The following is a 22976-nucleotide window of genomic DNA, read 5'->3' on the forward strand; positions in this document are numbered from 1 at the left end:
GTCAGGCATGCTCTCCGGCCAGGCTCAGTAGCGCTTCGCGACTGCGTTCGAGAAAGTGCGTCTTGCTTTCGTCTTCGTCCAGGGTCAACGCGGCGCCAAAGCTGATGGTGCATAACAGCGGCAGCGGCAGGACCCGCCCCTTGGGCATGACGCGGTTGAGGTTGGCGATCCACACCGGGATCAACTGCGCCTGGGGATATTGCCTTGCCAGGTGGTAAAGCCCGCTCTTGAACGGCAATAAACCCTCATCGGGGTTACGCGTGCCTTCGGGAAAAATGATCAGCGAGTCGCCGTTTTCCAGGGCATCGAGCATCGGTTGCAAGGGATTGTCGGCGGGTTCCTTGCGTTCACGGTCAACCAGCACGCCGTTGAACACCTGGTTGATGATGTAGCGCCGCAATGGGCTTTTCAGCCAGTAGTCCGAGCCTGCCACGGGCCGGGTGATGGTGCGCAGGGTCGGCGGCAGCGAGGCCCACAGCAGGACGAAATCGCCATGGCTGCTGTGGTTGGCGAAGTAGATACGCTGTACAGGTTCCGGTGCGCAGCCGAGCCACAGGCTGCGCGCGCCGGTCAGTATGCGTGCGGCCGAGGTGATGAGGGTGGCAACCACGGGTTCGAGCATGGGAACTCCTTATCCGGCAAAGTTCAGCCAAGGGTCGGCCAGAATGAAAAACAGGGTCAACAGCACCTGTGCCGCCACCAGCAGCGCCTGGTTGCGCAACAGCTTCAGGGCGCCGGTGATACGTTCGCTCCAGGGGCGCCCGCCATGCTCGGCGGGCTGCAGATTCAGGGTTGTCAGGGCTTGATCCAGGGACAGGGTGTGCTCCGGGAGGTTTTCAGCTCGCTCGGCAAGGCGTTGGAACAGATCGGCATCGAATGCCACCCGCAGCGCCCAGTATTTTTGCCCCAGGCCGAGCAACAGCAGCCCACCGCTGCAGGTCGCGCTCCAGAACCCCTGGCCGTCCAGGAGGGACTGGCTCAGGCCGAACAAGGCGCCCAACAAGGTAAGCCCGTTGGACAGTCGATCCAGCATGTCGCCACGACGCAACAGACTGGCTGTCACCTGTAATTGCATATCAATGGACACTGCGTTTCTCCATGGGGGTCGCCAGCGGCTCTAGCGCCTCTCGGTGAAAGGGCCCCAGGACAATTCCCGGGCGCGCGCGCTGGATCAACAAAAAGGCTTCGGCAACACTGCTGGCCCGCCCGGTGTGCAACAGCCAGGCGGCTACGGCCGTGGCGCTGCGCGAATAGCCCAAGGCGCAGCAGACCAGGAGCGGTCCGTGCTGGCGCAGGCTTTCGATAGCCAGTGCGGCTTCCTGGCATTGCGCGGTGGTGGGGGCGGTCAAATCCAGGACAGGCAGTGTGCGGTAGGCGACGGTCCCCGGATCAAGCGACAGCTCGGCGCACAGATCGAACACTGCAGTAAAGGTGCTGCCCTTGAGTTCCCGACGGGTCGGTATGCGCCCGAGCCAGACACCATCGAGCACCTGGTCGGGCTGCGGATTGTTGCGGGTCCACAGGCGCGAGTTGAGCCAGGCGGCAGCCACGTAGGGCATCAGCAACCAGCGCGCGGCGGGGGACAGGCGTCCATCGGCACGCTTTTGAAAACCTCCTGCGTCGAGTACGGCGTAATTGAGCGATACCAACAGCAAGGCCATCGCCGGCCAAGCCAGCCACAGCCAGGCTCCCCCTAAGTAGAAGGCCGGGGCGGCGAACACGGCAGCTCCCGACAGGTAGTACAACGCCAGTCTCCAGCGTTTTTTTACGGTCGCCAGCCGGGCACCGTGCAGAGGCCCTGGTCCCTCCAGCGGCCATAGCCAGACACACAGCCAGCCCAGCAGCGCTCCGCTTGGCAGATCAATGAAGTGGTGCTGGTAAGTGGTCAGCACCGAGAGCCCGATCAGGGTAAACCAGACATGCATCAATCCGCGCCATAGGCCCTGCAAGTGCTTGTGATAGCAGGTCCACAGGATGACCAACAGCGCAATGTGCAGCGATGGCGCCTGATTGAACGGCTTGTCGAAACCGGCCAGTACGTCGAACAGCCAACCAAATACACCGTCCAGTTCCGGTCGGGCGAAGGTGAAGCGCAACGGCCAGATCAGAAAGCAACTGACCGCAATGAGTTGCGCGGTCAACAGGCGCAAGGCGTGCCGCTTGAGTTCTTCGCGACTATTGGGCAACAACAGGGACAACCCGTACAGCAAGTCGATAGACCAGTACGGGACGATGCTCCAGGCCCAGAACGGCATGTGGTTTTCCCAGCCGAACACCAGGCTGCCAACATCGTCGCGCTGGGTGGTGAACCAGGTGGCGAAACCGTAGGTGCCGAAGAACAACGGCGCCAGGAGCAGCAGCCAGAGCACCGCAGGTTTGAGCAGACCAGGCTCGCGTGCCGTCGTTGCACTGAGCAGCATCAAGACACCCGTTGCGCGAGAGCCACGCTGAAAATACCCCATTCGTCGACGCGCATGCCGACCTTGCGAAAGCCGGCCGCCTCCACCAGTTGGTCCATCTCCGCTTGGGTGCGTCGGCGCATTACCCAGGCCTGGCCTTCACGGTGGCTGGTCAACGCACGGGCGATCAGTTCCAGTTGCGGGTGCCAGGGTTGGCCGGTGTAGACCAGGTATCCGCCAGGTTCCACCGCGTCCGCCAGGCCCGCCAGGGAAGCACTGACCATCTGATTGTCGGCGAACAGCTCGTACAGTCCGGAGACCACCGCCAGGCTAGGTTTGGGATCCAGCGCGGCCAGGTCGGCACGGTCGAAGGCGTCGCCCTTGACGAACCGAGCGATCCCTTCCAGGCCTTTTTCGCGGATCAACGCGCTTCCGTCACGCACGTTGATGTCACTGTAGTCGCGCAACAGGATCGATTCGGGAAGCGGGCTGACGCCCTGCAAGGCTTCGAGAATGTAGCGCCCGTGTCCGGCGGCGATGTCGACGATGCGCACTTCGCGGCCCTGGTCGCGTAATTGCTGCATCGCCAGGCGCAGCAGTTCCTCGACGTGCAGCTTGCGTTGGCGAATGCCGCGCCAGCCGATGGAATCGAGGTAGTTGCGATCGATCATGCGGCCGACAGCCGACGTGCCCGTGGGGGTGTTGCGATAGACGTAGTCCAGTGTGCTTCCGGAGTCGAAACCGGTGTCGAAGCCTAGCTTGATCCCGGACGACAATTGGCTACCCAGGCGCATGCTGGCGCGGGTCATGCGCCAATACAGATCGCGCAGGGAGTTGCGCGGCAGCGGCGCGGCCAATGATTCGGATTCGGCGCAGGTCAGGCCCAGTCGATCGGCGGCCAGCAAGCCAGGGCGTTCAATGGGTTGCGCGAAGGTCTGCAGGATGAAGCGTCGTGCGCTGGCGACGGCGTGTCCACGGTTCTTTTCACCCAAGGTGTCGTGGAAGAACCCCGGCAGCACATGTTTTTCCTTGTGCAGAGTGCCCAGGCGCTCGAAAAACTGTTCCTGGGGGTGGCGATGCACGACGAAGTCGGCCCCGGAGATCAACAACTGAGTGGGTATCGTTATGGCTTGGGCGTCGGCCACCACGCGATCGGCGGCCTCGTACAGGCCGAGCAGGACATTCACTGAAATGGCCTTGGTGATCAGCGGGTCGTTGTCGTAGCTGGCGACGCGCTGCGGGTCATGGCTGAGAAAGCGCGCCTTGACGTAGCTGTTGACGAAAAAGTTACCGCGCCACCGGCGCATCAGTGCCAAGCCCTGGCGGGCGAAGGGCACATAGAGCTTGACCTTGAACGCCGGAGACGCCAGCACCAGCGCCCGTATGCGCGGTGCGTAATCGTGGGCCCAAGTGGCGACGATCACGGCGCCGACGCTCTGAGCGATCACCGCGAGGTTTTCCTCAAAGATCTGGTAGGACGCGCTCAGGTGCTCGCAGAAGGTCTGCACGTCCCGCACGCTGGTGGCAAAGCTGGGGCTGTCGCCCCGAGCGCCTGGTGAAAGGCCATGGCCCCGGGCATCCCAGGCGAAAAAATCGAAGCCGGGCAGGTCCAGTTCATCCACCAGGTGGGCAATACGCCCGGAATGCTCGTGGCCGCGGTGGAACAGCAGTACGGCCTTGCGTGGGGTTCCCGGTTCTGGGGGGCCGGGCCAGTGGCGGTAAAACAATTGCACACCGTCGTGGGTGGTGAAGGTCTGTTCCTGTGCTTCGCGCATTGCCATTTCCTTAGGCTGAAGAGCTGTCGATTTGTGCTTCCCTGAGGCCCTGGCGGACCCGGTTGACCAAGGTATAAGCCAGCAGCATCGCGATGATCGCGAACACCGCGTTGATCCAGAATGGGCTGATCCAGCCCGCTACGATGCCAGCGGCCACGACCCCCAACACGAAAGCCCGGTCACTTTTGCCCATGGGCCCGTCATAGCGCCGCGAAGCACCGACCATCGGTCCCAGCACGCCGCTGTATTCGCTGAACAAGGCGAGCAAAGTCACCAGCAGCACCAGCCACAGGCTGACGCCGGGCAGCAGGGCAAAGGGCAGGATCAAGGCGCAGTCGGCGGTGATATCGCACAACTCGTTGAGATAGGCCCCCAAGTGCGACTGCTGGTCGAATTCTCGAGCCAGCATACCGTCGATGGCGTTGAGCGCCATGCGCACCAGCATCCAGATCGGAACCAGCACGAATATCCAGGGGTGATGCACGAAACCTGCGATCAGCACGCCCACCAGGATTGAGCCGATGCCGGCGATCAGGGTGATCTGGTTGGCGGTGGTGCCTTTGTCGAACAGGCGCCGGACCAGTGGGCGCAGGAGGTTTTGGAATGCAGGTTTGATCTGGTAGATGCTGGGCACGTTGATGAGATCTCGGCGAAGGCGATATGGTTACTGAGTGTAGATGGCATCCGGGGATGGATTTGGGGGCGGCCCCTGGTGCGTGGGTTTAATGTTCAAGGCTTGCTCTTTCGCGATATCGCAACGTCAGGGATTCGTCCATGGCGTGGCCAGTGACAGCTTGATGAGGTAGCGCTCCTCGGTGGGATGCCTGTAATCCAAGAAGCGATTGACCACCAGCATCACCTGGTACTTGTCGCCAGCATGCCAATAGGATGTTCCGCCCTTGTTCTCGTCGCGCAATTGGGCTCGCCAGAGTGGAGTGTCAGCGAATGGTGGGTCTTCTTCGACGCGGATGGGTACCCAGCCGGCTGTACGCCATTGCTCTTGCAGATCCAGTACGACCTTGAGGGTGTCGTCGAGCAATAGTGGCTCTATTTGTGGGGACATATTGACACCGTTGATTGACTCGTCACGGTTGAAGGTAACCGTGAAGTAGCGCGCCAGCGGAGTTATGAACCCATACTGAGGATCGATGAAACGAAGGCGAGCGTCCGACTTAGGCAAACGCCCCCAAAAATGGCCGGCGATGGCTGGATCAATCGCTGCGGTGGAGCGCTTGCGCATATTTTCCCAAGGTTCGCCAATCAGCAAGGCGATTTCCGGCTCATCCGAAAGTGTTTGTGTAGCCACCACTATCAGGAGGGTCGCGACTGCCAGTGCCAACGCACCCCGTCGCCAGCCCACGCGCTTCAGCAGGCTCATCGCACGCCACCACCCAGGGCGATATCCCGAATCGACCGCTCAATCTGCTCTCTCTGTTCGCTTTGCAGCAGATCATCAAACTGCTTCGCCGCCCTGAGCACGAAGGGCATGCGCTGATTGATATCGGCAAGGTTGGCATTGATGCTGTTGCTGAATCCAATGGTGCGTCCGTCATCGATGCGCCGGCACTGACTGGCCAACGTCAGCTCGACGGCTTCGGCAGCGCCGGCCGGGATTCCAATGACGTAGGAAAAATGGTTACTGCGCAACAGCGCGTTGAGCCGCCAGTCGCTGTACATCGCCGGTTGCAGAATGTTCCGCTGCTCGTGCCAAGCCAGATGCTCAACGCTTTCGGCGATGTTACCGGCTTCAATAGCCTCGAAAGCCAGGAGAATTTCCTTCTGACTAGTACCGAACTCTAGTGTTTTTTGTCCGACCGGCCACAGCACCGGATGCTGACTACTGCCATAGATGTTTTTCCGAGAAGCCAGGCAATCCTTCAGCGCCTCTAACCCCCGCTCTTGGTAGAACACATGCAACGGATACACATCTAGGAACAGCGTGGTATTGCCCATCGCCAGCATCTCGTACACAAACCGGTACATCCGTTGCGAGTAATACAACGGACTCTCGGCCCCCCAATGGGTGAAGCCCCACACCGGGTTGTCACGATTGGCCTCCTCGTACTCGCGTTGGCGCTGCTCAAACTCGCGAATGATCGCGCGTTTTTCCCACTCACTGGGGCTGAGCAACCCCGCCAACCCTTGCCTGCTGCTGTCCTTCAGTTGCTGCATTGCCTCCTCTTCCGCCTGCATTTTCTCGATCGTGTCGGCCGCGTGCAGCAGGCCACAGCCCACCTGCTTGGAGGCGAAGGCTGCCAGCCCGGCCCACTGAAACCGCGGATCGTGGCGCCACAGCTGGGCGTAAGCGGCATTGATCGCCTTGTTGCGCGCCTTCGGGTCGGCAATCAGCTTGCCGCCCGGTGCCACGACGTTTTCGACCCTTTGCTGGTAGCCGCGCCACAGGTTTTCACAGACGGTCCCAGGCCCTTCGCTGAGCGTCGGTGAGGGTGCTCGTGCTGACGTGAAGCTGGATTGTCGCGGCGCGACTGGATTGTTGGTGGTAGCGGGCGCGGACTCCTGCGGAGGGGCACCCCTCGCGACTGGCGGCGCAGCATCCTGTCTGGACTCATAGGTGGAGTTGGTAAACGAAGGAATGAGCCCGGCCTTGCAGGGACAGCTGTTGCGGCTGTCCAACGATCCCGCCACCAGTCTGCCGTGACTGTTGATGAACGAGATGCCGCCGATGATTTCGTAGGTTTCGTCGTTTTTGCCACAGGAAACCCGATCCCCTGCGCGAGCATGGGCGAAGCCGAACATCATGACGCGGGTATCAGCTTCCAGCACCTCGCCGCCGCAAGTGGTCTTGTCGCCCTTGCGAATGAAATACCCCTTAGCCATAGCTGCAACTCCTTGTCTGTTGGCCATCAAATTGCGTCTGCCTCCGAAGGATTGGAGGCAAGGCAAAGTGCAACGCAAGGTTTCTATACGAGGCTGTCAGGCGTAAATCAGACGTTTCCGGAATGTATGTAGGAAAGGGGGATTGAATCGAAGGTGGGGATTTGTAGGAGCGAGCATGCTCGCGATGAACCTGAGAGCGCCGCGGGGTGTCAGGTTTCCAGCGTTATCGTTGACGACCATCGTCGGAACGCCGCCCGGAGCATGCTCGCTCCTACAGGAGCAGTTTTTGCAGGTCTTCCACCGGCAGCGGCCGGCTATGCAGATACCCCTGATAGAGATGGCAGCCCAGCCCCTGCAAAAACTCAAGCTGTTCCGAGGTCTCCACCCCTTCGGCGATGATTTTCAGCCCGAGGCTGCGGGCCATGGCGACGATGGCGCGGATGATCTCGGCGTCGTTGGGGTCGGTGGTAGCGTCGCGAATGAATGACTGGTCGATTTTCAGGGTGTCGACCGGCAGGCGCTTGAGGTAGGTCAGCGAGGAATAACCGGTGCCGAAATCGTCCATGGCAAAGCTCACGCCGAGTTTTTTCAGGCGCAGCATCTTGTTGATGGTGTCTTCCAGGTTCTGGATGACGATGCCTTCGGTGATTTCCAGCTTCAGTAGCGAGCTGGGCAGGCCGTAGGTGGCGAGGCTGCTTTCGATGCGTTCGACGAAGTCATTCTGGCGGAATTGGCGCGGGCTGATGTTGACGCACAGGCTGAATTTCAGCGGGTCCACCCGGCCATCGGCGATCAGTTGCCTGAAGGCCTGGCAGGCTTCGTCGACGATCCAGGTGCCAACTTCCAGGATCAACCCGCTGTCTTCCAGCACCTTGATGAACTCGGTGGGCGACTGCGCGCCGAGCTCCGGATGGTTCCAGCGCACCAGCGCTTCGGCACCGACAATGCGGTTATCCCGGGCGTCCACCTGGGGTTGATAGTGCACGCGAAACTCGCCGCGCGACAGCGCCAGGCGCAGGTCGGTTTCCATGCGCAGGCGCTCGCTTGCGGCCTTCTGCATGGTGTTGTGGTACATCTGCGCGGTATTGCGCCCTGAATCCTTGGCGCGATACAGGGCGATATCGGCACGCTTGAGCAGGTCGGTCGGCGTGGACCCATGGTCGGGAATCAACGCAATGCCGATACTTGGCGTCACCTGCAGGCGCTGACCGTCGAGGAACATCGGTTCAGACAGCAGCTCACGAATGGTATCGGCCAGCTCGCAGACCTGAGCGCTGACCTCGTTGCGCGAGCCTTCGAGGCCGCTGAGCAGCACCACGAACTCATCGCCGCCCAGGCGCGCGACGGTGTCTTCCATGCGCACGCTGGCTTCCAGGCGTGCGGTGATGATTTTCAGCACCGTATCGCCCACCGGATGACCGAGGGAATCGTTGATGTGCTTGAAGTGGTCGAGGTCGAGGAACATCAAGGCGCCGCGCAGGTTGTGGCGCTTGAGCAGGGCGATCTGCTGGCTCAGGCGATCCATCAGCAGTGCGCGGTTGGGCAGGTTGGTCAGCGGGTCGTGGTAGGCCAGGTGGCGGATCTGCGCCTCGGCATTTTTCAGCAGGCTGACGTCCCGCGCGGTCAATAGCAGGCACGCGGTTTCGTTGAGGGTGATTGGCTCCACCGACACTTCTACTGTCAGCAATTCGCCGCGTTTGTTGCGCCCGAGCATTTCCTGGTGATGTACCCGGCCCTTGATCTGCAGCTCAGCCAGCAGCATCGAGCGTTGTTTCTCTTCGGCCCAGATCCCTACCTGATACACGGTACGGCCGATCACTTCATCGGCGCGGTAGCCGGTCAGGCGGCAAAAGCCGTCGTTGACCTCCAGATAGCGTCCGGTATCGCGTTCGGTGATGGTGATGGCGTCGGGGCTTGAGTGGAAGGCCTTGGCGAACTTCTCTTCGCTGGCCTTGAGCGCCGCTTCCGAGCGTTGCTGCTGGGTGATGTCGCGCAAGGTGGTAACGATGCAGGACTGTTCGCTGACGCTGATCTGACGGCTGGAAATCACGCAGGTCAGCGATTGCCCATCCTTGTGCTGGACGAGGATTGCCACATTGTTCAGGCCTTGTTCGCGAATCACCTGTTCGATCCGCTGCAGGCTTTTTGCCGAAGCGTCCCACAGGCCGATTTCGTCGGCGCTGCGGCCGATCACGTCGGCGGCGCTCCAGCCAAAGGTCTGGGTGAAGCTGGAGTTGATCTCGATGAATTGGCCGGTGTCCTGGCGCGTCACGCAGATCGGGTCCGGGCTGACCTGGAACAGGGTAGCGAATTTCTCTTCGGACGCTATCAGGCGCTGTTCGCGTTCGACCTGGTCGGTGATGTCGAGCAAGGTGCCGGCCATGCGCAGGGGGACACCGTTTTCATCGCGGTAGAGGCGAGCGCGGCTTTCCAGGTAGCGAGAGCTGCCATCCGGCATTTGCACCCGATAGGTCAGCTGATAGTTGCCGGCCGGGCCTTCGCGCAGGCTGCGGTACGCATCGCGCATGGTGTCGCGTTCTTCGCCGGGCACGCCTTCGAAAAAGTCGTCGAAGGATTCATGGAATGGAACGGGCTCCATGCCGTGCAACTGGGCGGCGCGCGCCGAGCCATACAGCATGCCGCTGGGTATGTGCCAGTCCCAGGTGCCCAGTTGCGCCGAGTCCAGGGCCAGGTCGAGGCGCTCCTGGCTGTCTTTGAGGGCGTGTTCGGCCGCTTTGCGTTCTGTGGTGTCGAGGAAGGTGCTCAGCAGGTAGGGCTGGCCTTCGAGTTCGACCTTTTGCGCACTGAGGATGCCATCGTGGACCTGCCCGTTGCTGGCGCGAAACTGCACCTCCATATTGGTCAGCTCGCCCTTGGCCTTGGTGGCCTTGACCAATTGGGCGCGTTGCTCGGGGTGCACCCAGAGGCCCAGTTCCAGCGTGGTGCGGCCGATCGCGTCCTGTACCGGCCAGCCGAACAGGCTTTCGAAATACTGGTTGGCTTCGGTGATCAGGCCGTCATCCTGGCGCGTCAGCAGGACCATGTTCGGGCACAGGTGAAACAGCGTCGCGAAGCGTTTTTCCGAACTGCTCAGCGCCTGTTCGCGCAGGCGCTGGTGGGTGATTTCGCGGATTACGCCAATCATTCGGGGGCGGCCGAATTTGTCCGGCAGCAGGCTGCCGCTGATCTCCAGCCAATGCAGGCTGCCGTCGGGCCAGCGAACGCGGTGGTGCATCGCTTGCTCGAGCGGTGCGCCTGCGATCACGGCATGGAAGGCGCGAAGGGTCTTTGCCCGATCTTCGGCAGGCAGCAAGTCGAGGTATTCGAGGTCGGCCGGCAACGGTTGCCGGGGATCGAAGCCAAACAGCGCCTGCGTGCCCCGGGACCAACTGATCTGCCCACGCTCGATATCCCAATACCACGCGCCCAGCCGCGCGCCATTGAGCGCGGCCAGCAATTGCGAGGCACTTTCCCAGCTTTGTTCGGAGCTTTTCGGGTCAAGCGCCTGGATGCGCGGCATCGGCGGAATACGGTCAACAGATTTCGGCATTGGCAAGCCTTGAGCTGAATGGGGTCTCGGGTACAGAAATTCGGGCTCTATAGGAGTAGCACAAGTTAGCCTTGAGTCCCTGGCAGATCGATCTGGGCATCCAGTAAGGCCATGAAGGCCCGTGCTGCATTCGATAGCGTCCTTTCTGTGTGCAGGATATAGCCTAGCTGGCGAGTCAGTTGTATGCCCGGTAAAGGTATTCGCGCAACCTGGTCGTCGAGCATGGTGCGTGGCAAGACACTCCAGGCCAGGCCGATCGACACCATCATCTTGATGGTTTCAAGGTAATTGGTACTCATGGCGATGTTCGGCGTCAGGCCTTGGGCCTCGAACAGGCGTTGGACAATGTGATGGGTGAACGTGTTGCCACCGGGGAACACCGCCGGGTGTCGGGCGATGTCCGCGAGGCTGACCTTGCCGTTGCCGAGCAACGAATGCTCCGGGGCGACCACAAAGTCCAGCGGGTCGTCCCACACCGGTGTGGCCTTGACCAGGGCATGGGGCTCCGGCGCCAGGGTGATGACCGCCAGTTCAGCCCGACCATGGAGGATTTCTTCGTAGGCCACTTCCGAATCGAGAAACTGGATATCCAGCGCCACCTCGGGATAACGCCGGGTGAACTCTCTCAATAAAGGCGGCAAACGGTGCAGGCCGATATGGTGACTGGTGGCCAAGGTCAGACGACCGGTCACCTCCCCGGTGAGGTTGGTCAGGGCGCGGCGCGTATCATCGAGGACATTCAGGATTTGATAGGCCCGGGGCAGCAGGGCGCGGCCGGCCTCGGTCAGGCCGACTTCGCGGCCCAGCCGATCGAACAGGCGCACCTTCAATTGCTGCTCCAGGCCAGCGATGCGCTTGCTGATCGCCGGTTGGGTCAGATGCAGTCGCTCGCCGGCGCCGGAGAAGCTTCCGGTCTCGGCGATGGCAATAAAGGCATTGAGATTGGCGAGGTCCATTGCTGTATTCCAGTTGGTTATCCAAAGCATAAAAAATATGAATTTGAGTTATTTAATCTAACCCCATAGGATCAGCCTCACAAGCCAAAGGGTTATTGAATCACTCAAGACCCAGGGCATAGAAACAAGCTGATGAGGAAACCGTCTGATGGCCGGCAAAACGCTCTACGACAAGCTCTGGGATTCGCATTTGGTCAAACAGCGCGACGATGGCTCGGCGCTGATCTACATCGATCGTCACATCATCCACGAAGTGACTTCGCCGCAAGCGTTCGAAGGCCTGCGGCTGGCCGGGCGCAAGCCTTGGCGCATCGATGCCAACATCGCGACCCCGGACCACAACGTACCGACTACCCCTGAGCGCAAGGGCGGCATCGCAGCCATTGCCGACCAGGTCTCGCGTTTGCAGGTCCAGACCCTCGACGATAACTGCGATGAATACGGCATCGTCGAATTCAAGATGAATGACGTCCGCCAAGGCATCGTCCACGTCATCGGCCCGGAGCAGGGCGCTACTTTGCCGGGCATGACCGTGGTCTGCGGCGACTCCCATACCTCGACCCACGGCGCGTTCGGTGCCCTGGCCCACGGTATCGGCACTTCCGAGGTCGAGCACGTGCTCGCCACCCAGTGCCTGGTTGCCAAGAAAATGAAGAACATGCTGGTTCGCGTCGAAGGCCAATTGCCGTTTGGCGTGACTGCCAAGGACATCGTGCTCGCCGTGATTGGCAAGATCGGTACCGCCGGTGGTAACGGCCACGCCATCGAATTCGCCGGCAGCGCGATTCGCGACCTGTCCGTTGAAGGCCGCATGACCATCTGCAACATGTCCATCGAGGCCGGTGCTCGCGTTGGCCTGGTGGCCGCCGATGAAAAAACCGTGGCTTACGTGAAGGGCCGTCCATTCGCCCCGAAAGGCGCGGAATGGGATTTGGCCGTCGAAGCCTGGAAAGACCTGGTGTCCGATGCCGACGCGGTGTTCGACACGGTTGTCGAGCTCGACGCGACCCAGATCAAGCCGCAAGTCAGCTGGGGCACTTCGCCCGAGATGGTCCTGGCGGTCGACCAGCACGTTCCGGACCCTGCGAAGGAAATGGACCTGGTCAAGCGCGGTTCCATCGAACGCGCCCTGAAGTACATGGGTTTGACCGCCAATCAGGCGATCACCGACATTCAGTTGGACCGTGTGTTCATCGGCTCCTGCACCAACTCGCGGATCGAAGACCTGCGCGCTGCGGCGGTGATCGCCAAGGGCCGCAAGGTGGCCTCCACGATCAAGCAGGCCATTGTGGTGCCGGGTTCGGGCCTGGTGAAGGCACAGGCTGAGTCGGAAGGCCTGGACAAGATTTTCCTCGAAGCCGGTTTCGAATGGCGCGAACCGGGTTGCTCGATGTGCCTGGCGATGAACCCGGACCGCTTGGAGTCTGGCGAGCATTGCGCTTCCACGTCGAACCGCAACTTCGAAGGCCGCCAGGGTGCCGGTGGTCGAACCCACCTCGTGAGCCCGGCCATGGCCGCCGCCGCCGCGGTGAACGGTCGTTTCGTCGACGTCCGTGAATTGATCTAAAGGAGCGCAGCATGAAAGCTTTTACCCAGCACACTGGACTTGTCGCGCCTCTGGATCGTGCCAACGTCGACACCGACCAGATCATCCCGAAGCAATTCTTGAAGTCGATCAAGCGCACCGGTTTCGGTCCGAACCTGTTCGACGAATGGCGTTACCTGGACGTGGGTCAGCCCTATCAGGACAACTCCAAGCGCCCATTGAACAAGGACTTCGTCCTCAACGCCGAGCGTTACCAAGGCGCCAGCGTGCTGTTGGCCCGCGAGAACTTCGGCTGCGGCTCCAGCCGCGAGCACGCGCCATGGGCGCTGGAAGAGTACGGTTTCCGCAGCATCATCGCGCCGAGCTATGCCGACATTTTCTTCAACAACAGCTTCAAGAACGGCTTGCTGCCGATCATCTTGAGCGACGCTGAAGTCGACGAGCTGTTCCAGCAGGTCGAGGCCAATCCGGGCTACCAGCTGCAGATCGATCTGCAGGCCCAGACCGTGACCCGCCCGGACGGCAAAGTGCTGAGCTTTGAAATCGACGCGTTCCGCAAGCACTGCCTGCTCAATGGCCTGGATGACATTGGCCTGACGTTGCAGGACGGTGATGCGATTGCGGCGTTCGAAGCCAAGCACCGTGCCAGCCAGCCGTGGTTGTTTCGCGACGCTTGATTCTCGTTAGTTAGTGCCAGCGATAGGGCCCGGACAGGCACCACAAGACCAAACCCTGAAAAAGGAAGTCCCCATGACCAGCACCGCCCAGCACAGCCAGGTCGTCCAAAAGCAATTCGGTGAACAGGCCGCGGCCTACCTGAGCAGCGCCGTACACGCTCAAGGCACCGAATTCGCGCTGCTGCAGGCCGAACTGGCGGGGCAGGGCGAGGCGCGGGTCCTGGACCTGGGCTGCGGTGCCGGTCACGTGAGTTTTCAGGTGGCCTCGCTGGTCAAGGAAGTGGTGGCCTACGACCTGTCGCAGCAAATGCTCGACGTGGTCGCCGCCGCCGCCATTGATCGGGGTTTGAACAATGTGACCACGGTCAACGGCGCCGCCGAGCGACTGCCGTTCGCCGATGGCGAGTTCGATTTCGTTTTCAGCCGCTATTCGGCGCACCATTGGAGCGATCTCGGCCTGGCCTTGCGGGAAGTGCGCCGGGTGCTGAAACCCGGTGGCGTAGCGGCTTTCATCGACGTGTTGTCACCAGGCAGCCCATTGTTCGACACTTACCTGCAAAGCGTCGAAGTGCTGCGCGACACCAGCCATGTGCGCGACTATAGCGCCGGTGAGTGGTTGCGCCAGGTCAGTGAGGCGGGGCTGCATACCCGCAGCACCAGCCGCCAGCGGCTGCGATTGGAGTACAGCTCCTGGGTCGAGCGCATGCGCACGCCACAGGTGATGCGCGCGGCGATCCGCGAGTTGCAGCAGTCGATGGGTAACGAAGTGCGCGAATATTTTGAGATTGAAGCCGATGGATCGTTCAGTACCGATGTGTTGGTGCTGATGGCTGAAAGATAAGCGACTAACAGACTTTTTCCGGGAGCGCCCGAGGGCGCACCGACTGATGACATGAGGAACGCATGAGCAAGCAGATTCTGATTCTACCAGGTGACGGTATTGGCCCGGAAATCATGGCCGAAGCGGTCAAGGTGCTGGAACTGGCCAACGACAAGTTCGCCCTGGGCTTCGAGCTGAGTCACGACGTGATCGGTGGCGCGGCCATCGACAAGCACGGCGTGCCTTTGGCCGATGAAACCCTGGAGCGTGCCCGCGCGGCGGACGCCGTACTGTTGGGCGCGGTGGGCGGCCCGAAATGGGACACCATCGAGCGTGACATCCGTCCTGAACGCGGTCTGCTGAAAATTCGTGCGCAACTGGGCTTGTTCGGCAACCTGCGTCCGGCGATCCTGTACCCGCAACTGGCCGAGGCTTCCAGCCTGAAACCGGAAATCGTTGCCGGCCTGGACATCCTGATCGTTCGCGAGCTGACCGGCGGTATCTACTTTGGCGCGCCACGCGGCACCCGCACCCTGGAAAACGGCGAGCGTCAGTCCTACGACACCCTGCCATACAGCGAAAGCGAAATCCGCCGCATCGCCCGTGTCGGTTTCGACATGGCCATGGTCCGTGGCAAGAAGCTCTGCTCGGTGGACAAGGCCAATGTGCTGGCCTCCAGCCAACTGTGGCGTGAAATCGTCGAGGAAGTGGCCAAGGACTATCCACAAGTCGAGCTGAGCCACATGTACGTCGACAACGCTGCCATGCAGCTGGTGCGGGCACCGAAGCAGTTCGACGTGATCGTCACCGACAACATGTTCGGCGATATCCTGTCCGACCAGGCGTCGATGCTCACCGGTTCCATCGGCATGCTGCCGTCGGCATCCCTGGATACCAACAACAAAGGCATGTACGAGCCGTGCCACGGTTCGGCACCGGACATCGCAGGTAAAGGCATCGCCAACCCATTGGCGACCATTTTGTCGGTGTCGATGATGTTGCGCTACAGCTTCAACCAGCAGGCCGCCGCCGATGCCATCGAAAAAGCGGTAAGCCTGGTATTGGACCAGGGCTTGCGCACCGGTGACATCTGGTCGAACGGTTGCACTAAAGTCGGTACGCAGGAAATGGGCGACGCAGTAGTCGCCGCGCTGCGGAATCTGTAATCTCTCGGGCCCGCTGCCTGATTTCACCCCCTAAAGCAGCGGCCCACATTTCAAGAAGGTGTAGTTGCGATGAAACGTGTAGGTCTGATCGGTTGGCGCGGTATGGTCGGTTCCGTGCTCATGCAGCGGATGCTGGAAGAGCAGGATTTCGATCTTATCGAGCCGGTGTTTTTCACCACTTCCAATGTCGGTGGCCAAGGCCCGTCCGTGGGCAAGGACATTGCTCCGCTCAAGGACGCTTACAGCATTGAAGAGCTGAAGACCCTCGACGTGATCCTGACCTGCCAGGGTGGCGACTACACCAGCGAAGTCTTCCCGAAACTGCGCGAAGCCGGCTGGCAGGGTTACTGGATCGATGCCGCCTCCAGCCTGCGCATGCAGGATGACGCCGTCATCGTGCTGGACCCGGTAAACCGCAAGGTCATCGACCAGCAGCTGGACGCGGGCACCAAGAACTACATCGGTGGCAACTGCACCGTCAGCCTGATGCTGATGGGCCTGGGCGGCCTGTTCGAGGCTGGCCTGGTGGAGTGGATGAGCGCCATGACTTATCAGGCGGCCTCCGGTGCCGGCGCGCAGAACATGCGTGAGCTGATCAAGCAAATGGGTGCGACCCATGCCGCTGTTGCCGATCAACTGGCCGATCCGGCCAGTGCCATCCTCGACATCGATCGTCGTGTGGCTGAAGCCATGCGCAGCGACGCGTACCCGACCGAAAACTTCGGCGTACCGCTGGCTGGCAGCCTGATCCCGTGGATCGACAAGGAACTGCCGAACGGTCAAAGCCGTGAAGAGTGGAAGGCCCAGGCCGAGACCAACAAAATCCTCGGTCGCTTCAAGAGCCCGATCCCGGTGGATGGCATCTGCGTGCGCATCGGCGCCATGCGCTGCCACAGCCAGGCGCTGACCATCAAGCTGAACAAAGACGTGCCGATCGCTGATATCGAAGGGCTGATCAGCCAGCACAACCCTTGGGTCAAGCTGGTGCCGAACAGCCGTGAGACCAGCATCCAGGAGCTGAGCCCGAACAAGGTCACCGGCACCCTGAACATCCCGGTTGGCCGCCTGCGCAAGCTGAACATGGGCTCGCAGTTCGTCGGCGCGTTCACCGTCGGCGACCAGCTGCTGTGGGGCGCGGCCGAGCCGCTGCGTCGCATGCTGCGGATCCTGCTCGAGCGTTGATCGATTGAAGCCATTAAAGAACCCGCGCCTTGAAAGAGGTGCGGGTTTTTTATTCCTGACAGTTTGAAGTTTATTGGTTGCCCATACCGGCCTCTTCGCGGGCACGCCCGCTCCCACAAGGACGACGCTGAACCTGTGGGAGCGGGCTTGCCCGCGAAGGGGTCGGTACAGCCACAGCAAATATCCGGCAGAATTGCCTGCATGCCCCCCACCCGGTAAAGTGCCGCTCCCCCCGTTTCGCCAGAGGTAAAACCATGAGCCAGACCCTTGATATTGCCGTGATCGGTGCCACCGGTACTGTCGGCGAAACGCTTGTGCAGATCCTCGAAGAGCGTGATTTTCCGATCGGCAGCCTGCATCTGCTGGCCAGCAGCGAATCCGCCGGCAGTTCGGTGCCGTACCGCGGCAAGAACGTACGGGTGCGTGAAGTCGATGAGTTCGATTTCGGCAAGGTCCAGTTGGTGTTTTTTGCCGCCGGTCCGGCAGTGACATTGAGTTACGCCGCGCGTGCCACGGCGGCCGGTTGCTCGATCATCGATCTGTCTGGCGCCTTGCCGGCCGAGCAAGCGCCACAGGTGGTCCCGGAAGCGAATGCTTCAGTGCTGGCCGGCCTGAAAAAGCCATTCCAGGTCAGCAGCCCGAGCCCGGCGGCCACCACCCTGGCGGTGCTGCTCGCACCCCTGCTGGGGCTGCTCGATTTGCAACGCATCAACCTGACCGCCAGCCTGGCAGTATCGGCCCAGGGCCGCGAAGCCGTGACCGAGCTGGCCCGGCAAACCGCCGAATTGCTGAACGTGCGCCCACTGGAGCCAACCTTCTTTGACCGGCAGATGGCTTTTAACCTGCTGGCCCAGGTCGGCAAGCCGGATGAACAGGGCCATACCCTGCTGGAAAAGCGCCTGGTGCGCGAACTGCGTCAAGTCATGGCGTTGCCATCATTGAAGATTTCCGTCACTTGCATTCAAGCCCCGGTGTTTTTTGGCGATAGCTATAGCGTGACCCTGCAGTGCGCGAGCGATATCGACCTGGCAAAAGTCAACGCTGCGCTCGAGGCCGCTCCCGGCATCGAGCTGGTGGAAGCCGGTGATTACCCGACGGCGGTCGGCGATGCGGTAGGGCAGGATGTGGTCTACGTTGGTCGGGTGCGCTTGGGGATCGACGAACCGTCGGAACTTAATGTGTGGCTGACGTCAGATAACGTACGCAAAGGCGCGGCGCTCAATGCTGTGCAGGTCGCCGAGTTGTTGATAAAAGACCTGCTGTAAAAGATACTTCCAAACGAGCGTCATGCTTGGCCGTAATGTCGAAGGCGAGCCGCCCTGAAGGGCTTTGCAGGGCATGCATGAAACGATCGCGCGCGGCGACCTTCGCCCGCGCGCAATGCCTTACGGCAGCGGCTATCTGCCTCGCTGGCCGAGGAATGTGAAAACTAAGGATAAGCTATGGTTCAAGTTCGCAAACTGGTGTTAGCAATAGCGGCCGCCTCGGCGCTGTCCTCCGGTATGGCGCATGCCCTCGGGCTCGGGGAACTGACCCTGAAGTCGACGCTGAACCAGCCCCTGGTGGCGGAAATCGAGTTGCTCGACGTCAAGGAGCTCACCGCTGCCGAAGTGGTGCCGAGCCTGGCTTCTCCTGAAGATTTCGCCAAGGCCGGTGTCGACCGCCAGGCGTTTCTCAACGACCTGACCTTTACCCCGGTGCTCAACGCCAGCGGCAAAAGCATCCTGCGTGTCACTTCCAGTAAGCCCCTGACCGAACCGATGGTGAAATTCCTGGTTCAGGTGATGTGGCCCAACGGTCGACTGCTGCGCGATTACAGCGTGCTGCTCGATCCGTCGAAATTCTCGCCGCAGACCGCTGACGCGGCTGCGCAAGCTGAACCTGTTCAAACCGGTACCACGCCCGTCACTGGCGCGACCAAACCGTCCGAATACACCACCACGCGGCGCGATACCCTGTGGGAAATCGCCGCGAAGGCGCGTAACGGCGGTTCGATTCAACAAACCATGCTGGCCATCCAGGCGCTGAACCCGGATGCCTTCATCGATGGCAACATCAACCGGCTCAAAACCGGCCAGGTATTGCGCCTGCCGGATCAGGCACAAAGCACAAGCCTGCCGCAAGCCAAGGCCATCGCCGAAGTGACTGCACAGAACACCGCCTGGCGTCAGGGGCGTCGGTATGTCGCCAAGCCTGGTACTGGCCAGCAGCAACTCGATGCGACCAGTCGCGGCCGCGGTGAGGCGTCTTCGTCGCAAGCCGCTCAGGACAAGCTGAGCCTGGTTTCCGCCGAATCCGGAAAAGCCAAGGGCAAGGGCGTAGCAGGCGATGCCAAGGCCTTGAACAACCAGCTGGCGGTGACCCAGGAAAGTCTCGATACCAAGCGCCGCGACAGTGCTGAGCTGAAAAGCCGCATGACTGATCTGCAAAGCCAGATGGACAAGCTGCAACGCCTCATTGAGCTGAAGAACAACCAACTGGCCAAATTGCAGGCCGAAGGTGCGGCAGGAGCGCCTGCGACAACTGCGACCGCTGCGGCGATCCCGGCTGAGGTGCCTGCCGATCCGGCGGCAACGCCTGCCGAAGCGCCGGCTCCGGTTCCGGCCGAAGCAACGGCCCCCGCGCCTGTTCCGGCTGAAGCGACGCCTGCTGCGGCTCCGGCAGAAACACCGATCGAATCGAAACCTGCAGCCTCCGATGAGCAGAAATTCAATGAGTTGCTGACCAATCCGTGGCTGCTGGGTGTGGCGGGTGGCGGGGCAGTGGTGGTGTTGCTGTTGCTGCTGTTGCTGGCCCGTCGCCGCAAAGCCCAGCAGGAAGCCGAGAAACATCTGCGCATGGCCCGCGCCTTGGCCGAAGAGCAAGCGTTTTCCTCCGAGCTTGACCTGTCAAAAGGCATCTTCGATGACCTGGAGGATGCGCCACCGAGCCCGAAACTGGCCACTGCACCGACTCCAGCACCGACTCCAGCATCGGCGCCAGCTCCCGCTCCGGTGATTGCCCCGGTCGTGGTTACGCCGCCGATTGCCGCGCCACTGGTATCGCCAGCCGCCGAGCATTCCGACGATGTGTTGGGTCGCGCGCAGTCGCACATCGATGGCGGTCGCCTGAATCAGGCTGCCGCGCTGCTTGAAGAGGGCGTCAAGCAGGAGCCGCAACGCAGCGATTTGCGCCTCAAGCTGATGGAAGTCTACGGTTTGCAGGGTGATCGCGACGCGTTCGTGGTCCAGGAGCGGCAGTTGGTCGCCAATGGCGACAATTATGCCCAGGTGGAAAAACTCAAGAGCCGCTTCCCGGCCATGGCGCTGGTCGCTGCGGGCGGTATCGCCGCTGCCGCCGCTGCTGCCGAGCTGGACGCACAGTACGTCAAGGACCTGTTGCTCGACGAGCCGCAGGCACCGGCTGCATTCGATGACGATTTTGACAGCGCGTTCGACTTGAGTCTGGATGACCTGGAAAATGTCACGCCGGTAACGCCGGTCGCGGTCGAGCCGGCACCAGTACCAGCGCCGGAGCCGGAGCCGGAAACAACCCTGGCCGATCTGGAAGATTTCCCGCTGGACGATGACCTGAGCTTCGAGTCGGTCTTGCAGCAGCAGACTGAAATCAAGGAAAACCTCGATGACCTGTCGGAGTTCGACCTGGACATGGACCTCGGTGGCGAGCCAACGCCCGCGATCCTGGCCGAGGACGATTTCCTGCTGAGCCTGGATGAAGACGTCAAGGACCTGCCGGCCGCGCCAGCGCCGGACGTGCCACAAGTGACCCTGGACGATCTGGACCTGCCGGCGGATTTCGATTTGTCGCTGGCCGATGAGATGGACGTTCCGGCGCCTGAGCAGGCATTTGGTACTGAGCTGGATGACGTCAGCGCCGAATTGGAAAGCCTGTCCCAGAGCATCAGTGAGCCAAGCTTCACCGTGGATGACGCCCTGGCAACCGTGGATGATGAGCCGGAATTCGATTTCCTGTCCGGTACCGACGAGGTCGCCACCAAACTCGACCTGGCCCAGGCCTACATCGACATGGGCGATAACGATGGTGCGCGTGACATCCTCAACGAGGTGGTGAGCGAAGGCGACGACGGGCAGAAGAGCGAAGCGAAGGAGATGCTTGCGCGCCTGGCTTGAGTGATTGAGCGGTTGTAAGCAAAGCGGCAGCCCATTGAGGCTGCCGTTTTTGTTTGCGGGCGGTGCGATGGTGGCTTGCAGGGCCTCATCGCGGGCAAGCCCGCTCCCACAGTGAACTGCGTTTTGCCTGAAGAAACGCGGTTCACTGTGGGAGCGGGCTTGCTCGCGAAGGGGGTATCCCATTCACCACAGGACCTTCTGTTGTACTGGCGTCCCCGCTCGGCAGCCTTATAATGCCCCCTTTGCGTAAATCAGCAGGCTGTCACTCCTTGGCAAACATAGATAACCCGGCCGCCGAAATGGCGGCCGACGGCTTTTTCCGGATCGCGTTGGGCGTTGAATACAAGGGCTCGCGTTATCGTGGCTGGCAGCGCCAGGCTTCCGGCGTGCTCACGGTGCAGGAAACCCTCGAAAACGCCTTGTCGAAGGTGGCCGACTCTCCCGTTTCGCTGCTCTGCGCCGGGCGTACCGATGCCGGCGTGCACGCGTGTGGCCAAGTGGTGCACTTCGATACGCAAGTCGAGCGTTCGATGAAAGCCTGGGTCATGGGCGCCAATATCAATTTGCCGCACGATGTCAGCGTCAGTTGGGCCAAGGTCATGCCGGCGCATTTTCATGCCCGGTTCAAGGCTATTGCCCGGCGCTATCGCTACGTGATCTACAACGACCAGATCCGTCCGGCGCACCTGAACGAAGAAATCACCTGGAACCACCGTCCGCTGGACGTCGAGCGCATGGCCGAAGCGGCCCGGTACCTGGTGGGCACCCACGATTTCAGCGCTTTCCGCGCTGGCCAGTGCCAGGCCAAGTCGCCGATCAAGGAGCTGCATCACTTGCGCGTCACGCGCCACGGCAAGATGATCGTGCTGGATATTCGCGCCAGTGCCTTCCTGCACCATATGGTGCGCAACATCGCCGGCGTGCTGATGACCATCGGTGCCGGCGAGCGTCCGGTGGAGTGGATGAAGGAAGTGCTGGAGAGCCGGATTCGCCGTTCCGGCGGGGTGACGGCGCATCCGTTCGGCCTGTATCTGGTGCAGGTCGAGTACCGCGACGAGTTCCAGTTGCCCGAGCGTTACATCGGCCCACATTTCCTTACCGGTTTCAGCGAACTTGACGGCTGACGCCTTCGAACGCTTTTGTTACCATCCGGGACTTTCCCGGATTTACCGTGAGGATTTATCGACATGCCAGCCGTTCGCAGCAAGATTTGCGGGATTACCCGCATAGAAGATGCGTTGGCGGCGGTCGAGGCCGGGGCTGACGCCATCGGCTTTGTGTTCTACGCCAAGAGCCCGCGGGGCGTGACGTTCCAGCAGGCGCGCGCGATCATCAAGGCGTTGCCGCCGTTCGTCACCACCGTGGGTCTGTTCGTCAACGCCAGCCGCTGCGAACTGGGAGAAATCCTCGACGCCGTGCCACTGGACCTGCTGCAGTTCCATGGCGATGAAAGTGCAGCGGATTGCGAGGGTTGGCATCGCCCGTACATCAAGGCGCTGCGGGTCAAGGCGGGGGATGATATCGCGAAGGCTTGCGCGGCTTATCCGAGTGCCAGCGGTATTTTGCTCGACGCCTATGTCGAAGGTGTTCCCGGTGGAACCGGCCAGGCGTTCGACTGGTCATTGATACCGCAAGGCTTGAACAAGCCGATTATCCTGGCGGGCGGCCTGACTCCGGAAAACGTCGCCGAGGCGGTGGCGCGGGTTCGACCTTATGCCGTGGATGTCAGTGGCGGGGTAGAGGCTAGCAAGGGCATCAAGGATCACGCAAAGATTCAGGCGTTTATCAAGGCAGTCCGTGGCAGCTTGATGTGACGGCTGGCAGACTGCCGCCGTCCACTGCACTGTACAAAACGGCTGAGGATTGATGGGGTGTACGCAGGTCACGCTGCACTGACCCGGCACCCATCGAACATCGCCGCACACATGAATTTAGCT

At 61.3% G+C, this 22976-nt stretch carries 18 protein-coding genes; 9 read left to right on the plus strand and 9 right to left on the minus strand.

Translation table 11 applies throughout. The features are described 5' to 3' along the window. Position 1 precedes the first annotated feature (1 nt). The 9 genes from QLG10_RS13485 to QLG10_RS13525 all read right to left on the minus strand — a co-directional run bounded on the left by QLG10_RS13485 (position 2) and on the right by QLG10_RS13525 (position 11518). Positions 2–622 carry a lysophospholipid acyltransferase family protein gene (locus tag QLG10_RS13485; protein WP_020795500.1) on the minus strand — a complete coding sequence of 207 codons (621 nt, stop codon included), beginning with the start codon at positions 620–622 and terminating at the stop codon, positions 2–4. 9 nt (positions 623–631) lie between these two features. Then, positions 632–1087: a hypothetical protein gene (locus QLG10_RS13490; protein WP_033042383.1), complete on the minus strand. Its 456-nt coding sequence runs from the start codon at positions 1085–1087 to the stop codon at positions 632–634. Then, the gene (locus QLG10_RS13495; protein ID WP_282487506.1) at positions 1077–2420 is read right to left on the minus strand and encodes a phosphatase PAP2/dual specificity phosphatase family protein; all 1344 of its coding nucleotides are present in this window, start codon (positions 2418–2420) and stop codon (positions 1077–1079) included. Before QLG10_RS13495 ends, QLG10_RS13490 begins: the two co-directional genes overlap by 11 nt. Further along, positions 2420–4174: a bifunctional alpha/beta hydrolase/class I SAM-dependent methyltransferase gene (locus tag QLG10_RS13500; protein ID WP_282487507.1), complete on the minus strand. Its 1755-nt coding sequence runs from the start codon at positions 4172–4174 to the stop codon at positions 2420–2422. The genes QLG10_RS13495 and QLG10_RS13500 overlap by 1 nt, the downstream gene beginning before the upstream one ends. A 10-nt stretch (positions 4175–4184) precedes the next feature. Next, entirely contained in the window at positions 4185–4808 is a 624-nt protein-coding gene (locus QLG10_RS13505; RefSeq protein WP_282487508.1) for a CDP-alcohol phosphatidyltransferase family protein, read from the minus strand. Between the two features lie 126 nt (positions 4809–4934). Continuing rightward, positions 4935–5552: a hypothetical protein gene (locus QLG10_RS13510; RefSeq protein WP_110749192.1), complete on the minus strand. Its 618-nt coding sequence runs from the start codon at positions 5550–5552 to the stop codon at positions 4935–4937. Beyond that, a complete protein-coding gene (locus QLG10_RS13515; RefSeq protein ID WP_282487509.1) occupies positions 5549–7012 on the minus strand; it encodes a PAAR domain-containing protein in 1464 nt (487 codons plus the stop codon). Before QLG10_RS13515 ends, QLG10_RS13510 begins: the two co-directional genes overlap by 4 nt. Before the next feature lie 271 nt (positions 7013–7283). Then, positions 7284–10562: an EAL domain-containing protein gene (locus tag QLG10_RS13520; RefSeq protein ID WP_282487510.1), complete on the minus strand. Its 3279-nt coding sequence runs from the start codon at positions 10560–10562 to the stop codon at positions 7284–7286. A gap of 65 nt (positions 10563–10627) precedes the next feature. After that, positions 10628–11518, minus strand: a complete 891-nt coding sequence (locus tag QLG10_RS13525; protein ID WP_020795491.1) for a LysR family transcriptional regulator — start codon at positions 11516–11518, stop codon at positions 10628–10630. A gap of 148 nt (positions 11519–11666) precedes the next feature. Here QLG10_RS13525 and leuC point away from each other — a divergent pair, with 148 nt between their 5' ends. The 9 genes from leuC (at position 11667) to QLG10_RS13570 (ending at position 22853) form a co-directional block, all read left to right on the plus strand. Next, positions 11667–13085, plus strand: a complete 1419-nt coding sequence (gene leuC / locus QLG10_RS13530; protein WP_020795490.1) for a 3-isopropylmalate dehydratase large subunit — start codon at positions 11667–11669, stop codon at positions 13083–13085. Between the two features lie 11 nt (positions 13086–13096). Beyond that, positions 13097–13741, plus strand: coding sequence for a 3-isopropylmalate dehydratase small subunit (leuD, locus tag QLG10_RS13535; RefSeq protein WP_008056361.1), 645 nt, complete (start codon positions 13097–13099; stop codon positions 13739–13741). Between the two features lie 73 nt (positions 13742–13814). Continuing rightward, positions 13815–14582 carry a class I SAM-dependent methyltransferase gene (locus QLG10_RS13540; protein WP_083349499.1) on the plus strand — a complete coding sequence of 256 codons (768 nt, stop codon included), beginning with the start codon at positions 13815–13817 and terminating at the stop codon, positions 14580–14582. Positions 14583–14644: 62 nt separating this feature from the next. Then, positions 14645–15727, plus strand: coding sequence for a 3-isopropylmalate dehydrogenase (gene leuB, locus QLG10_RS13545; protein ID WP_083349498.1), 1083 nt, complete (start codon positions 14645–14647; stop codon positions 15725–15727). A gap of 69 nt (positions 15728–15796) precedes the next feature. Continuing rightward, a complete protein-coding gene (gene asd, locus QLG10_RS13550) occupies positions 15797–16909 on the plus strand; it encodes an aspartate-semialdehyde dehydrogenase (RefSeq protein WP_007975660.1) in 1113 nt (370 codons plus the stop codon). 254 nt (positions 16910–17163) lie between these two features. Further along, positions 17164–18174, plus strand: coding sequence for an aspartate-semialdehyde dehydrogenase (locus tag QLG10_RS13555; protein WP_110749187.1), 1011 nt, complete (start codon positions 17164–17166; stop codon positions 18172–18174). Positions 18175–18351: 177 nt separating this feature from the next. Continuing rightward, positions 18352–21039, plus strand: coding sequence for a FimV/HubP family polar landmark protein (locus QLG10_RS13560; RefSeq protein WP_282487511.1), 2688 nt, complete (start codon positions 18352–18354; stop codon positions 21037–21039). A 299-nt stretch (positions 21040–21338) separates the two neighbouring features. Next, positions 21339–22163: a tRNA pseudouridine(38-40) synthase TruA gene (truA, locus tag QLG10_RS13565; protein ID WP_033039317.1), complete on the plus strand. Its 825-nt coding sequence runs from the start codon at positions 21339–21341 to the stop codon at positions 22161–22163. Between the two features lie 63 nt (positions 22164–22226). Next, positions 22227–22853 carry a phosphoribosylanthranilate isomerase gene (locus QLG10_RS13570; protein WP_110749183.1) on the plus strand — a complete coding sequence of 209 codons (627 nt, stop codon included), beginning with the start codon at positions 22227–22229 and terminating at the stop codon, positions 22851–22853. Positions 22854–22976: the final 123 nt, after the last annotated feature.

It is taken from the genome of Pseudomonas sp. V98_8, from assembly GCF_029967975.1.
Lineage (GTDB): Bacteria > Pseudomonadota > Gammaproteobacteria > Pseudomonadales > Pseudomonadaceae > Aquipseudomonas > Aquipseudomonas umsongensis.